We start from the raw sequence: 14,412 nt of genomic DNA on the forward strand, positions 1-14,412 counted from the left end.
GGGCTTTAATAACTCTCGGCTATTTATTGGTGGGCGGTGGATCGCGCCAGAAACGCCGTTCCAGACGCATTGTCCACGGTGGCTTGAAACGCCCCAATTGCAGATGAATGGCACCTTGCTCGGCGCTGTCGTAAATCGCCATGCCGCGTTTCTGATAGCGCGCCACGACCGTAGGGTGTGGATGACCAAAAGAATTGCCCTGCCCACGGGAAATCAACACCGCCTTGGGTTGCAACACGCTCAACAGGGCCATCGATGAGGAACTGCGGCTGCCGTGATGCGGTGACTGCAACCAATCGGTGGTCACCGCCAGCGGACTCTCAAGCAAGGCCCGTTCGGCAGCGGTGTCGATATCACCGGTCAACAACAGACGCTCGCCGCTGGCCTCTATGTGCAAGACGCAGGACTTTTGATTGCTGTCATGGCCTGACGGCCATTGCCACAGTTGGAAATTCACACCGTCCCAGCTCCATTGCCGACCACTTTCACATCCTTGGGCTTGCAGTTCGACCGGCAACGCCTCGGGATCGCCACTGAGTACCTGCTTGACAGGCAAGCCATTGGCCACTGCTCTCGCACCTCCGGCGTGATCGGCATCGGCGTGGCTGATCAGCATCAGGTCGAGTTCCTTTACCCCGAGTTTGCGCAACGACGGCAGCACCACCCGCTCACCGATATCGAGATCGCCAAAACGCGGTCCGGCGTCATACAACAGCGTGTGGTGGCGGGTACGCACGAGGATAGCCAACCCTTGGCCGACGTCCAGTTGCCAGATATCAGCCATGCCTTCAGACAACAACGGCCGAGGCGGAAAAACCAGCAACAGCAACAATGGCCACCCTAAAGGGCGCAGCGGCACACCTTGCGGCAGCAAGAGTAGAAAGGCTCCCAAAGTACCGAGCCCCCAACACCACAACGGTACCGCCGCCGGCACCCATGCGGGTAATTTCGCGGCCACCCATGTCAGCGCCTTGAACAGCCCGTCGATCAAACCGCCTGCCAGCCACAGCAACCCTTCACCCACATAAGGGATGGGCAACAACGATGTCCCGAGCAAGGCAGGCGGCAACACCACCAGACTGATCCAGGGCACCGCCAGCAAATTGGCCACCGGCCCGCTGATGCTGATCGGCAAGCCGAGCACCAGCAGCAACGGGCACAGACCGATTGCGATCAGCCATTGAGCCCGGGTCCAGGTTTGCCACCATCGCCAAGGGCCCAACCGCCCGCCAAAGGTGAAGATCAACACAGCCACGGCGGCGAAGGACAACCAGAAGCCCGGTTGCAGACTGGCCAATGGATCCAGCAGCAACACACCAGTCAGCGCCAGCAACAGCGGCCACCAGGCGCCGAGGTGACGAAAGCGCAGCCGCCACAACAGCACCAGGCCGATCATCACGCAAGCGCGTTTCACCGGAACATCGAAACCGGCCAGCACCCCGTAAGCCAGCGCTGCCGAGAACGCCAACCCGCAGGCCCAGGGCAGCCACGGCAAACGCCCTGGCCACAAGCCAAAGCGCGCCAACCCGGCAATCAGCAGGTAGACCAACCCCGCCAACAATCCAATGTGCTGCCCGGAAATCACCAACAGATGCACGGTGCCGGTGTCTTGCAGTACTTGCCATTCCTCACGACTCAACCCGGCGCCATCTCCCAGTACCAGCGCCGTCAACGCTGCGGTTCGGCCCTGGGCATCGACCGCTTGTAAACGCTGGCGGATGCCATCGCGCCAAGCCCCTCGGGCTTCGTTGAGTCGCTCACCCGCCTTGACCGTGCCGGTCGCGCCGATGTGTTGCGCCAACAGCCAGGCGTCGTAATCGAAGGCATTCGGATTGAGCAGCCCGGAGGGTCGCTTCAACTTCACCGCCAATCGCCAGCGCTCGCCACTGTTGACGGACGGTCCGTCGTACCAGGCCAACCGCAAACGTTGGGGCAGCTTCGTTCGGCGTGATTGACTGTCCGTCAGTTCGAATCGCACCACGCCGTCGGCATTCTGCGGCAACCCCGTCACCCGCCCCTCTATCCAGCGGGTTTCGCCATCCAGCTTCAGTGGCAGGCGATCATCCAGCGCCCACTGCGCATTCGCGCATGCCCAACTGAAGCCGAACAGGAAAAAAGCCAACGGATACGTCCGAAAGGGCAACAACATCAAACCCACTGGCGGCAGTAACATCCATAACCCGACCGGCGGTAAAACCGGTAAAAAACGCAAAGCCAACAGACCCAACGCCAGCGCCAACGTCCCTGTGCGCATACACTCCTCCTGGAGAGTTCCCACCTTGGCTTAGGCTTAGCCGGCTAATCGCACAGACGCCGTTAATAATTGTCACAAAGTCTGAATGGGGGGTTCGCAGAATCCAGACATACTTGCCGCCTTAACCGACCGAGAAGCCTTATGCCCCGGCGCTTGTTCAAACGCTACATGCCAGACCCGACCAGCATCAAGGAACACAAATCCTTACGCTTTCTCGGCACATTGCTGCATGACCCCAACCTCTGGCACCTCAACCGCCACTCCGTGGCCCGAGCGATGGCAGTGGGCCTGTTCGCGGCTTTTTTGCCGATCCCGATGCAAATGCTGCTGGCCGCCGTGCTTTCCATCATCGTGCGGGGCAACATGCCGATTGCGGTGAGCCTGGTCTGGCTGACCAACCCGATTACCATGCCTGCCGTATTTTTCTGCACGTACCAGACCGGCGCCTGGCTGTTGGATGTGCCCACCCGCCAGTTACCCGACTCAATGTCCTGGGAATGGGTCAGGAGCGAACTGTCGACCCTGTGGCAACCGTTTTTGCTGGGGTCGGTCATCACCGGGCTGGTGTTGGGCGCCCTCGCCTATTTCCTGACCATGATGTATTGGCGCTGGTGGGTGGCGCGGCAGTGGAAGCGGCGCAAGCAAAGCCGGATGTAGAATGCAAAACGGCCTCCAGAGTGGAGGCCGTTTTTTATGTGTTGTTTGTACTGGCGCCATCGCGGGCAAGCCCGCGATGGGCGCGCTGCGGTCTTGAATCAGGTACGCATCCCGCGACCGCTGACCAGCAGCCTCGCGCAACCGACGTACAACACGATGGTAGCCACCACCATGAAGGTGATCGCAATGCTGATCCGGATGTCCGAAACGCCGAGGATGCCGTAACGGAATGCGTTGACCATGTGCAGCACCGGGTTCGCCAGGGATACGGTCTGCCAGAACGGCGGCAACAGGGAAATCGAGTAAAACACCCCGCCCAGGTAAGTCAGCGGTGTCAGCACGAATGTCGGGATGATCGAGATATCATCGAAATTGCGGGCAAACACTGCGTTGATGAAACCCAGCAGCGAGAAAATCGTCGCCGTCAGCACCACCACCAGAACGGTCACGCCCAGGTGATGCACCTGCAAATCCGTGAAGAACAGCGACAGCAACGTCACGATGACCCCGACCATCAACCCGCGCAGTACACCTCCCAGGGTGTAGCCGATCAGAATCGTATGCGGTGACACCGGCGACACCATCAGCTCCTCAATGGAACGCTGGAACTTGCTGCCGAAGAAACTCGACACCACGTTGCCGTAGGAGTTGGTGATCACCGACATCATGATCAGCCCCGGCACGATGTACTCCATGTAAGTGAAGCCACCCATGTCACCGATCTGGCGACCGATCAGATTGCCGAAGATCACGAAGTACAAAACCATGGTGATCGCCGGTGGCAGCAGCGTCTGCGGCCAGATCCGGGTAAAGCGCCGGACCTCACGGTAAACGATGGTATTGAGGGCAACGAGGTTGGGTTGCAGCTCGGAACTCATACCGCCACCTTCGACAGATTTTTCTCCACCAGAGACACGAACAACTCCTCGAGGCGATTGGTTTTGTTACGCAGGCTCAGTACTTCAATGTTTTGCTGCGCCAATTGAGTGAACAACGCGGTGATGCCCATGGCTTTGTCGACCTGGACTTCCATGGTGTGGCTGTCGATCAGCCTGGTCGGGTAGCCGAGCAACTGCGGCGCACTGGTCAACGTGTTTTTGGTATCGAGCAGGAACGTTTCCACATGCAGTTGGCTGAGCAACTGTTTCATGCTGGTGTTCTCGACGATGGTGCCGTGGTCGATGATGCCGATGTTGCGGCACAGCTGCTCAGCCTCTTCCAGGTAGTGCGTGGTGAGGATGATGGTGATGCCTTTCTGGTTCAGCTCGGTAAGGAAGGTCCACATCGAGCGACGCAGTTCGATGTCCACACCTGCCGTTGGTTCGTCGAGGATCAGCAGGCGCGGTTCATGAACCAGCGCACGAGCGATCATCAAGCGACGCTTCATACCGCCGGACAGCGAGCGTGACGGCGTGTCGCGTTTGTCCCACAGCCCCAGCTGGGTCAGGTATTGCTCGGCGCGCTCCTTGGCGATTTTCGCCGGGATGCCGTAGTAACCGGCCTGGGTCACGACGATATCGAAAGTCTTTTCGAACTGGTTGAAGTTGAATTCCTGGGGCACCACGCCGATGGAACGCTTGAGCTGCGCAGGGTTCTTGTCCAGGTCGTGACCGAAGATATTCACCGTTCCGCTGGTCTTGTTCACCAGGGTCGAGAGAATGCCGATGGTCGTGGATTTGCCGGCGCCGTTAGGGCCGAGCAAGGCGAAGAAGTCACCTTCGGCGACGTCCAGATCGATACCACTCAGGGCCTGGAAACCGTTGCCGTAGGTTTTGGTTAGCTGCCGGATGGACAGAGCGGAACTCATATCGGATTACGCACCAAGAAGGAAGAAAGGAATAAAAGACGGCCGGCGGCGGCGACTGCAACCACGGCGCGTGAGCGCAATGGTGCTTGTCGTCGCCACACAAGTACAGTCAAGCTTGTCGATAGTGAGTATTAAGTCAAAGCAGTCATAACGGCTTTTTGATACGCCGGACGCTGTCTCAACCGGGCATACCAGGCTTCCAGGTGCGGCTGCGGTGCGCGCTCGATCGGCATCTCGAACCAGGCATAAATAAAACTGCCGAGCGGGATGTCGCCCATGCCGATTTCATCGCCGGACAGGTAGGGCTGGGCGGCCAATGCCTGATTGGCCATCGACAGCAAATCCTCGCATTCCTTGATAGCGGCGTTGATGGCCGACCAGTCCTGCTGGTCTGCCGGGGTGCGCAACACGCCCCAGAATACGGTGCGGAACGGGCCAGCCAAACTTGAAGTGGTCCAGTCCATCCACTTTTCAGCCGTGAAGCGGGCTTTAATATCCGCCGGATACCAAGCGCTGCCGTTGGCATGAAGGGCCATGAGGTAACGCACGATGGCGTTGGATTCCCACAGCACAAAACCGTCGTCTTCGATCACCGGCACGCGACCATTGGGATTCATCGCCCGATACTGCGGCGTATCGACAACACCAAAGGCGCCACCCGCATCGATAGCCTCATAGGCCAACCCCAGCTCTTCGGCGGCCCACAATGGCTTTTTGACATTCGACGAGTTTTTCCGACCCCAGATCTTCAGCATGACCGCCTCTTTTTCGACAAGTGGGCAGGCAGCATACGCCGGATCAGGCGCGACTCAAATCGCTCTGCATATCCCCCAGCAGCACGGGCAGCTGCTCGCTGAACAGATGCGGATAGCACTTTTTCAGATGCTCGAAAAAGAACGCTTCGGGTACATCGGTGAACTGACCGTGATCGACCAGATACTCCATCAACTGCGCGCCATCGCGATTGAACGGATGAAAGACACTGTCGTTGATCCCATCGAATTCCAGCGGTGCGACATTGAACAGGCCACAGAGTTTTTGATTGAACGCCGGGGTCGCCTTCACCCAGCGGCCATTCAGATACAGCTCCGTATAGCCGTGCATCGCAAATACATCGCTCTTGAGCAATTCGAGCAAACGTGGCGTCGACAGGTGATTGCGAACATCGGCCAGACCGATCCGCGCCGGGATCCCGCAATGTCGCGCGGCGCCGGCCAGCAATGTGGCTTTGGGCACGCAATAGCTTTCCCCGGTGGTCAGCGCATAACTGCCGCGCAGGGTCTGCGGGTCGCGGCTGAACGTGTAGGGGTTGTAGCGCACGGCCTCGCGTACCGCGTAATAAAGGCCGATCGCCTGCTCGACCGGATCTCGACGGCTGCCGCGATGGTGTTCGGCGAACTCCACCACCGAAGGGTGGTCACTATCGATGAAGCGGCCGGGACTCAAGTACTCGTGCATGAGAATAATCTCCTGGGGAAGCCCCGAGTCTAACGACAGGTTCAGCACAGAGATAACGACGTTTCGGCCAAACATGGGCGCATTGCCGCGTAGGAAACGAACGATTTCCCGAGCGTGTTGCCAACCGAGCCTACAAATCTCATCCAAGGTTTCCCACGATTTCAATCACATCGCTCTGACCACCCTGTTTGACGGATGCCGTCTAAGCTCTGAAGGTTGGTTTTACCCTGGTTCATGGAGGATTAAATATGCTGCTGTTGTGGATACTGGTTCTGGTTGTCGGGATTGCCTGGTTAGCCCACCGTCGCATCGCTCCCCTGCCCGCTCTTTGCATCGTTGCCGTTTACGTGGTGGCAATGGGGGCTTTCAGTCGCGCGCCCGGTTGGCTGCTGCTGTTGTACTGGGTGTTGATCGCAGCCGTTGCGGCGCCATTGTTGCTGCCCGACCTGCGTCGCAAGTTCTTCAGCGCGCCGCTGTTCAACTGGTTCCAGAAAACCCTGCCGCCGATGTCACAAACCGAACGCGACGCCATCGATGCCGGCACTGTGTGGTGGGACGGCGAACTGTTCAGCGGTCGCCCCGACTGGGACAAACTGCTGTCCTATCCCAAAGCCCAACTGAGCGAAGAAGAACAGGCCTTCATTGACGGCCCGACCGAAGAGCTCTGCGCCATGGTCACCGACTGGCAAATCGGGCAAGACATGGACCTGCCCGCCGAAGCCTGGACGCACATCAAGGACAACGGTTTCTTCGCGCTGATCATTCCCAAAGAGTTCGGCGGCAAAGGCTTCTCTGCCTATGCCCACTCACAGGTCGCCATGAAACTGGCGACCCGCAGCGGCGACCTCGCGTCCACCGTGATGGTCCCCAACTCCCTCGGCCCCGCCGAACTGCTGCTGCATTACGGCACCGACGAACAACGCAACCATTACCTGCCACGTTTAGCCCGCGGTGACGACATTCCCTGCTTCGCATTGACCGGCCCGCTGGCCGGCTCCGACGCCGGGGCAATGCCGGACACCGGGGTGATTTGCAAAGGTGAATGGGAAGGCAAGGAAACCCTCGGCCTGCGCCTGAACTGGGAAAAGCGCTACATCACCCTTGGCCCGGTGGCCACCCTGCTTGGCCTCGCCTTTAAGGCCTATGACCCGGATCATTTGCTGGGTGATGAGGAAGACCTGGGCATCAGCCTGGCGCTGATTCCGACCGATACGGCCGGTGTTGAAATCGGCCGCCGTCACTTGCCGCTGGGTGCCGCGTTCATGAACGGCCCGAACTCCGGCAAGGACGTGTTCGTGCCGCTCGACTTCCTCATTGGCGGCCAGGAAATGCTCGGCAAAGGCTGGATGATGCTGATGAATTGCCTGTCGGTCGGGCGCTCGATTTCATTGCCGGCTGTCGGTACTGGTGCGGCCAAATACACCAGCCTGGTGACCGGTCAATACGCCCAGATTCGCGAACAATTCAACGTGCCACTGTCGGCGTTCGAAGGGATCCAGGAAGCCATGGCGCGTATCGGCGGCAACGCCTGGATGATGGACGCGGCGCGAATGCTGACCGCCAACGCGGTGGACCTGGGTGAGAAACCGTCGGTACTTTCGGCGATTCTCAAGTACCACCTTACCGAGCGCGGCCGCGAGTGCATCAGCCACGCGATGGATGTTCACGGCGGTAAAGCCATCATCATGGGGCCGAACAACTATCTCGGTCGCAGCTGGAATGGCGCGCCGATTTTCATCACCGTGGAAGGCGCGAACATTCTCTCGCGCAACCTGATGATCTTCGGCCAGGGCGCGATTCGCTGCCATCCCTTCGTGCTCAAGGAAATGGCCCTGGCTGGCCGCGAAGACAAGGACCAGGCACTCATCGAGTTCGACGGTTTGCTGCTCAAGCACATCGGTTTTGCCGTGAGCAACGCCGCCAGCACGCTGGTGCTGAACCTGGGTTTGGGGCACTTCGAACACACACCGGGTAACAAGCTCAGTCAGGGTTACTTCCGGGCGCTCAACCGCCAGGCCGCGGCGTTCGCCCTGCTGGCGGACCTGAGCATGATGCTGCTGGGTGGCGAATTGAAACGTCGCGAACGCCTGTCAGCACGCCTGGGGGATGTTCTCAGCAACCTCTACCTCGCCTCTGCCGCCCTCAAGCGTTACCACGATCTCGATTCACCGGAGCACATGGCGCCGCTGTTTACCTGGGCCATGGAAGAAAGCCTTGGCCAGTCGGAACGAGCGCTGGATGAACTGCTGACCAATTTCCCGAACAAGGTGCTGGGTTGCCTGTTGCGGGTCATCGTGTTCCCGCTCGGTCGCCGACACAAAGGGCCATCGGACTCACTCGGTGCCGAAGTGGCCGCCGTGATTGGCCGCGCCAAGGGCGACCCGACACTCGAAGAGTTGCTGGGCGGTTGCTATCGACCGCAATCGGCCAATGACGCCGTCGGGGCTTTGCAACATGCCTGCAATTTGCTGAACGCAGCGCAGCCCTTGCAGAAAAAACTGCACCTGGCGCTCAAAAGTGGCCAGCTCAAACCGGATGCCGGGGAACACATCATCGATGCAGCGCTGGAGGCCGGTGTATTGCAGGCAGTGGAAGCGCAGACCCTGCGGACCGCCGAAGCGGCGCGGCGCAAGGTGATTGATGTCGATGATTTCGATAAAGAAGAGTTGGCGCTGGCGCAAGGAAAGGTCCGCTGATCCAGTGCACCCATGCAAAACGGACGCAGGGGCTTTATACTCCCGCGCCCGTTTTGCTCTTGAGGACTTATCTCGTGTCCAACGTCGTTGCCGACCATCTCGTCTTGCTTGACCACTTGCGCAGCATCCTGGTCGCCGTGGGTGAGGCCGAACAGGTTCCCGAAGAAAGCCATGCCTTGTTCCTGGAGCGCTTTGACGAACTGCGTGCGTTGCTGCCGGTCGATCCGATCGAAAGCCAATACCTGGGCCAGGACATTCTCTGCCAGGTCATCACACGCTACCCGCAAATTGCCCACCTGGTCCCGCGTGACCTACTGTGGTACTTCGCCGGTGACTGCCTGCATTACATGCCCGATGATGAAATCGATCTGTATCAGGCGCTGGAAGAACGCCGCTTCGAAGCTGAACAGAATGACGAGCCGTTTGACTGGAACCAGGAAAAACAACTGCTGGCGATGTCGAACGACGACGCCAAGCACTGATCCCGGATCAGTAACGCAAAAGGCCCGAATGGTTGAACATGCGGGCCTTTTTTTTGCGCTCAGTACAAGCCGTCACTCTCCGGCAGTTCATATTCCGATGAGGACCAAACCGGACCATTGGACTTAACCGGCTTGCCCAGCGTCGGCTCCCTCTCCAGACACGCCACCAGGTAATCAATCAACACCCGTAGCTTGGGAGGCAAATACCGGGTTGGTGAATGCAGCAACCAGGCACCTCCGTGGTAGGAGGCCAGAAAGGTCCAGTCTGGAAGCACCTGCACCATCAACCCTTTCTCCAAGGCATGGCGCGCAGTGAAATAGGGCAAGCTGCCAATGCCGATATGCTGCAACACCGCGCCAAAACGCACGCCGGTATGATTGGCGGCATAACGCCCCCGCACACCGACGGTCACCGATTTACTGCCCTTCTTGAATTTCCAGCGCGCATCGCTCGGGGTTTCGCCCAGGTAAATGCAACTGTGATTGAGCAAGTCATGGGGGTGAGTCGGCGTACCGTGTTCCGCCAGATACTGCGGTGTCGCGCAGAGCAAATGGTCGATGGTCAGCAACTGTCGTCCTACCAGTCCCGCCGGCGGCCGGTCGGTGATGCGAATCGCCAGGTCGACGTTGTCGTCGATCAAATCGACCTGTCGGTCCTCAAGTAACAGCTCCACGTCCACTTTGGGATAACGGCGCAAAAACTCCGGCATATGCGGGTGAATCACGATCCGGCCTACTGCTTTCGGAACGCTGATACGCACCAGCCCCTCGGGTTCGCCGGTGAACTGACCACTGATTTCCATCACTGACCGGGCGGCATTGACCATTTCCTGGCAGCGCTTGAACACCTCTTCGCCCCCGTCGCTCAAGCGCAATTTTCGCGTGGTACGTTGCAGCAGACGCGTGGCCAGCGCCTTCTCCAGACGTGAAATGCTGCGACTGACTGCAGAAGGCGAAGCACCCAGTTGGCGGGCCGCTTCGGAAAAGCTGCCGGTCTCGACCACCTTGACGAAAATCGCCATTTCACCGAGCAGCGGTAGCGGAAGATTTATGCTCACAGCGCAACAGTCCTTTGATGTTTGAACGGATTATCACGCAATTCCATGCTTCATATAATAAAACTAGAAACTTTAATAAGGGCATGGAATATGACGCTACGCCTCTTTTTCCATAGTGATGACCTCAAGGCCAATGTGGAAGTCTTGGATTGCACGCCCTGCGAGAACGAATATGCGGTGGTGCTGCGCGCGACTTTGTTTCACCCCCAAGGGGGCGGACAGCCCTTTGATACGGGCTGGATCGGTGATAGCCAGGTACTGCGCGTCGTTCAGGATCCTGACCGGATCATTCATTTCGTCGACCAACCGGTAAAACCCGGTATGACTCTGATTCGGGTGGACGCAGAGCGTCGTCAGTTCAATACACGCATGCATTCAGCCGGGCATCTGATCGGCCACTTCGTCCAGGCCAAGGGCTGGATACCAATCAAGGCGCATCACTGGCCGAGCGAAGGCCGCGTGCAGTTCAAGGCACTGGAATGCGCACAGGACGTTGATACCCAAACCATTCAGCTCGGCCTCGAGCAGTGGGTTACCCAGGATTTTCCGCGTCTGACGTCGTTGCGCGAAGGCGCCCGGGAAATCGGTTTCGGTGAACTGCCTGCCTACGGCTGCGGCGGCACCCATGTACGCAGCCTCAAGGAGCTTGGCACGGTCACGATCGCGTCCCTTTCATTGAAGAAGGGAACGCTATCAGTCCACTACAACGTGGATTGAGCATTTGGGCGATGCCGGCACCGTCATCGCCTGACGCCGCAGAGCCCGTGTTCGCCGGTGATGTTGACTATCTGATAGAGGGACCTGAGACATGATGCTTGACGTCGAGCGTCTCGATGAGACGTGCATAAAAAAACTGGTCACTGAAGAAGTCCTCGCCATTCGCCTCAAAGGCTTGTTGCCCCCGCCGCTGGCGATTCAGATTGGCGACAAGATCCTTGCCCCGGGCTTCGAAGGCTATATCAATGCGCCGAGCATCGGCCGTATCGGCATGGCGTTTTATGAAGCGGAGAACCGGCCGCTGCTGATCGAGGACTACTTCGAACGGGCCACGCACAACATTGCGGAATTGCGTAACCGTTGCGCGCCCTATTCGTCCCCGGTCGACACCCTGCGCTGCATGCTCGACGAATCCTGGCCGGCGGGTGCGCACCTGGAAAACCTCTACGGTCGCAAAATGTATGTCGGGCTCTCACGGGTGGTGAAGCCGGGGGTGTGCTTCCTCGCCCACCACGACATTTTCGCCAAGGACGCCCCGGACAGCTATCAGGCCAGAAGCCTGGAGGCACAGTTCGCCTGCAATGTTTACCTGAACATGCCGGCCGAGGGCGGTGTGCTTCAGGTGTGGGATGACGACATTTCGCCGGATCAGTTCGACGATATGCGCGGCGACAGTTATGGCATCGATACCGCGCTGCTGGGCCCACCGGCCCTGGAGATACGTCCTGAGCCAGGCGATTTCATCATGTTCAATTCGCGTCGCATGCACTCGGTGACACCGGGCGTGGCGGATCCGCGACTGAGTCTTTCGTTCTTTGTCGGTTACCGCGGCAATGCTTCACCCCTTACCTTCTGGAGTTGAGATGCTTTCGAATTACCTGGGCGAATTTCTGGCGCTGGCGACTATTCATTTTCTGGCCGTGGTCGCACCCGGACCGGATTTCGCCGTAACCATTCGTCAGAGCGTGCGTTTCGGCCGGTGGGTGGGCATCTGCACGGCGCTGGGCATCGGCGCGGGGATTTCCGTGCACGTGCTGTACACGGTGCTTGGGGTCGGCGCGCTGATGCATACAACGCCTTGGCTGATGACGGTAGCCAAGGTCGCGGGCGGCGCCTACATTTTGTACCTCGGTGTCAGCCTGTTGCGCAGCCAACCCCAATCCGCGCTTGAGGGTGATAAAGGTTCGGACGAGCCCCTCGCCGAACAAACGCTGTTGAAGGCATTTACTACCGGGTTTCTGACCAACGCGACCAATCCCAAGGCGACACTGTTTTTCCTGGCGATATTCACCACAGTCATCAGCGCCACCACGCCACTGAAAGTCCAGGCGCTTTATGGGGTCTGGATGTGTTTTGTGAATGCATTGTGGTTTGTGATCGTCGCGCTGTTCTTTTCCAGTGCCCGGGTGCGAGTGCTGTTCATGCGCCTGGGCCATTGGTTTGAACGAACAATGGGGGTGATTCTGATCCTGTTTGCCGGGCGCCTGATCCTGTCGATGTAAAAACATCAGACGTAAAAGGCCCGCGCAGTCTGACTGGCGGGCCTTTTTTCAGCATGAATGCCAAACAACGCACAAACAAAAACGCCGCTCATTACTGAGCGGCGTTTTTGTTAAATATGGAGCGGGAAACGAGACTCGAACTCGCGACCCCGACCTTGGCAAGGTCGTGCTCTACCAACTGAGCTATTCCCGCAAATGGCGTCCCCTAGGGGACTCGAACCCCTGTTACCGCCGTGAAAGGGCGGTGTCCTAGGCCACTAGACGAAGGGGACACGCTAACTGAAACACATGGTGTGTATTTCAGTGCCCAAATCCGCATCCGAAGATGTCGGTTCTGGTTTCACTCAACGCCGCCCGAAAGCAACGCTGTTTAAAAATGGAGCGGGAAACGAGACTCGAACTCGCGACCCCGACCTTGGCAAGGTCGTGCTCTACCAACTGAGCTATTCCCGCATTGGCGTCCCCTAGGGGACTCGAACCCCTGTTACCGCCGTGAAAGGGCGGTGTCCTAGGCCACTAGACGAAGGGGACACACGTACAACATTCACTCCCTACCGCGTTTCGCTGTGTGCTTTACGCTGTAAGTGGCGCGCATTCTATGGATGGATTGAGGGGTCGTCAACCCCCAGTTATAAATTTATTTAAATCAATGACTTCGCCCCGCTTTCAGACAGGTTTCAGGCTTTTGCGTAGCCAGGCCTTTGACGCCTATTTTCCGACCTCCATCAAGGCGCTATAGTCATGCTGTCAGGATGATGGCAATTCGAAATCTATTGGCCACCATTTATATAAGCAGTACAACGGCCGATACCTATATGAGCCATAACTGATTCAAGTCGTCGAGCGGCCTGTGCACATCAAAGCCCAAGCCACTACTTTCGAACGCGAACCCAATAAGAGGTCTTACCGGTGACACCACTCATGATCACCCTGCTAGTCGTAGCCGGGATCGCACTATTGATCGCCATTGGCTACATGAACCATGTGGTGGAAAACACCAAGCTGGAAAAGGCCCGCACCAAGGTTGAGCTCAACGACCGCTTGCGCCGTTGCGGCGAAATCACCGAGACCTTTCCCGGCCAGTTGATGACATCGGCACTCAAGCTGTTGTTGACCCGACTGGAACTCAACGTCTGTCAGCGCCTGCTCAACCTGGAAAAAACCAGCTCCAACCTCAAGGCGCGGATTACCGAGCTGGAGGCCCTTGCTGCCCAGGGCGAGTCAATCCCGGTCAACAACCCTCCTTCACCGATCCAGACCGAAGCCAAGGCCAAGGACGTACGCTTCCTGCTCGAAGCCCTGCATGGCCAAATCACCCGCGCCGCCCAGGACGGTTTCCTGCCGACCAACGAAGCCAAGCGCTGGATCCGCGAAGTCCGTCATATCCTGGTGCTGCTGCACATCGAATTCTTCAACAACCTGGGCCAGCAATGCTTGCAACAAAACCAGCCAGGCCAAGCGCGTCTGGCGTTCGAACGCGGCGTGCAATACTTGCGCAAACAACAGGAGCCTCAAGCCTACGCCGAGCAACTGGAGTACCTGGAGAAACTCCTGGCTCGTGCCAACACCATGGTGATGGACAACATCGCTGCGGTTGAGGGTGAGGCCAACCAGCTGAACGTAGGCCTTAAAAAAGTCGACGCCGATGCCGACTGGAAAAAGCGAGTGATCTACGACTGATCAGCACAAACAGAAAAGCCACCGAAACGGTTAATGCCAGTCAGTTTAGAAGTGTTGGTCTCAACACATCCTGGTAGCAGCTGGCGAAGCCTGCGTTCGGC

At 58.3% G+C, this 14,412-nt stretch carries 13 protein-coding genes and 4 tRNA genes; 7 read left to right on the forward strand and 10 right to left on the reverse strand.

Annotated elements, in window-relative coordinates:
* Positions 1-19: 19 nt before the first annotated feature.
* Positions 20-2,254, reverse strand: a complete 2,235-nt coding sequence (locus PMI22_RS15455; RefSeq protein ID WP_007945757.1) for a DNA internalization-related competence protein ComEC/Rec2 — start codon at positions 2,252-2,254, stop codon at positions 20-22.
* Positions 2,255-2,395: 141 nt separating this feature from the next.
* Here PMI22_RS15455 and PMI22_RS15450 point away from each other — a divergent pair, with 141 nt between their 5' ends.
* On the forward strand, positions 2,396-2,911 hold the full coding sequence (locus tag PMI22_RS15450; protein WP_007945759.1) for a DUF2062 domain-containing protein: 516 nt from the start codon (positions 2,396-2,398) through the stop codon (positions 2,909-2,911).
* Positions 2,912-3,009: 98 nt separating this feature from the next.
* Here the strand turns inward: PMI22_RS15450 and PMI22_RS15445 are convergent, their stop codons facing one another.
* The 4 genes from PMI22_RS15445 to PMI22_RS15430 form a co-directional block, all read right to left on the reverse strand.
* Positions 3,010-3,789 (reverse strand): ABC transporter permease, encoded by a 780-nt coding sequence (locus tag PMI22_RS15445; protein WP_007945760.1) that lies wholly within the window; start codon positions 3,787-3,789, stop codon positions 3,010-3,012.
* Positions 3,786-4,718 carry an ABC transporter ATP-binding protein gene (locus tag PMI22_RS15440; protein WP_007945762.1) on the reverse strand — a complete coding sequence of 311 codons (933 nt, stop codon included), beginning with the start codon at positions 4,716-4,718 and terminating at the stop codon, positions 3,786-3,788. Before PMI22_RS15440 ends, PMI22_RS15445 begins: the two co-directional genes overlap by 4 nt.
* A 131-nt stretch (positions 4,719-4,849) precedes the next feature.
* A complete protein-coding gene (locus tag PMI22_RS15435) occupies positions 4,850-5,473 on the reverse strand; it encodes a glutathione S-transferase family protein (RefSeq protein ID WP_007945763.1) in 624 nt (207 codons plus the stop codon).
* A 43-nt stretch (positions 5,474-5,516) separates the two neighbouring features.
* Positions 5,517-6,176, reverse strand: a complete 660-nt coding sequence (locus PMI22_RS15430; protein ID WP_007945764.1) for a transglutaminase-like domain-containing protein — start codon at positions 6,174-6,176, stop codon at positions 5,517-5,519.
* 248 nt (positions 6,177-6,424) lie between these two features.
* On the opposite strand from PMI22_RS15430, the gene PMI22_RS15425 reads away from it, so the two are divergent.
* Together PMI22_RS15425 and PMI22_RS15420 are read left to right on the forward strand one after the other, a co-directional pair.
* Positions 6,425-8,872 (forward strand): acyl-CoA dehydrogenase, encoded by a 2,448-nt coding sequence (locus tag PMI22_RS15425; RefSeq protein WP_007945766.1) that lies wholly within the window; start codon positions 6,425-6,427, stop codon positions 8,870-8,872.
* A 74-nt stretch (positions 8,873-8,946) separates the two neighbouring features.
* Positions 8,947-9,354 (forward strand): PA2817 family protein, encoded by a 408-nt coding sequence (locus PMI22_RS15420; RefSeq protein ID WP_007945767.1) that lies wholly within the window; start codon positions 8,947-8,949, stop codon positions 9,352-9,354.
* A 59-nt stretch (positions 9,355-9,413) separates the two neighbouring features.
* Here the strand turns inward: PMI22_RS15420 and PMI22_RS15415 are convergent, their stop codons facing one another.
* The gene (locus tag PMI22_RS15415) at positions 9,414-10,412 is read right to left on the reverse strand and encodes a LysR family transcriptional regulator (RefSeq protein ID WP_007945768.1); all 999 of its coding nucleotides are present in this window, start codon (positions 10,410-10,412) and stop codon (positions 9,414-9,416) included.
* A 90-nt stretch (positions 10,413-10,502) separates the two neighbouring features.
* On the opposite strand from PMI22_RS15415, the gene PMI22_RS15410 reads away from it, so the two are divergent.
* From PMI22_RS15410 to PMI22_RS15400, 3 genes are all read left to right on the forward strand, one after another.
* On the forward strand, positions 10,503-11,129 hold the full coding sequence (locus PMI22_RS15410; RefSeq protein ID WP_007945771.1) for a hypothetical protein: 627 nt from the start codon (positions 10,503-10,505) through the stop codon (positions 11,127-11,129).
* Positions 11,130-11,220: 91 nt separating this feature from the next.
* A complete protein-coding gene (locus tag PMI22_RS15405) occupies positions 11,221-11,991 on the forward strand; it encodes a 2OG-Fe(II) oxygenase (RefSeq protein WP_007945772.1) in 771 nt (256 codons plus the stop codon).
* A gap of 1 nt (position 11,992) precedes the next feature.
* The gene (locus tag PMI22_RS15400) at positions 11,993-12,631 is read left to right on the forward strand and encodes a LysE family translocator (RefSeq protein ID WP_007945773.1); all 639 of its coding nucleotides are present in this window, start codon (positions 11,993-11,995) and stop codon (positions 12,629-12,631) included.
* A gap of 117 nt (positions 12,632-12,748) precedes the next feature.
* On the opposite strand, the gene PMI22_RS15395 is transcribed toward PMI22_RS15400, so the two are convergent.
* The 4 genes from PMI22_RS15395 to PMI22_RS15380 all read right to left on the reverse strand — a co-directional run bounded on the left by PMI22_RS15395 (position 12,749) and on the right by PMI22_RS15380 (position 13,162).
* Positions 12,749-12,824 (reverse strand) — tRNA-Gly (locus tag PMI22_RS15395).
* 3 nt (positions 12,825-12,827) lie between these two features.
* Positions 12,828-12,903, reverse strand: a tRNA-Glu gene (locus tag PMI22_RS15390).
* A 105-nt stretch (positions 12,904-13,008) separates the two neighbouring features.
* Positions 13,009-13,084, reverse strand: a tRNA-Gly gene (locus tag PMI22_RS15385).
* Positions 13,085-13,086: 2 nt separating this feature from the next.
* Positions 13,087-13,162 (reverse strand) — tRNA-Glu (locus PMI22_RS15380).
* Between the two features lie 378 nt (positions 13,163-13,540).
* Between PMI22_RS15380 and PMI22_RS15375 the strand changes: the two genes are divergently transcribed.
* The gene (locus PMI22_RS15375; protein WP_007945774.1) at positions 13,541-14,311 is read left to right on the forward strand and encodes a hypothetical protein; all 771 of its coding nucleotides are present in this window, start codon (positions 13,541-13,543) and stop codon (positions 14,309-14,311) included.
* Positions 14,312-14,412 lie beyond the last annotated feature (101 nt).

The sequence above is a fragment of the Pseudomonas sp. GM21 genome, from assembly GCF_000282215.1.
Lineage (GTDB): Bacteria > Pseudomonadota > Gammaproteobacteria > Pseudomonadales > Pseudomonadaceae > Aquipseudomonas.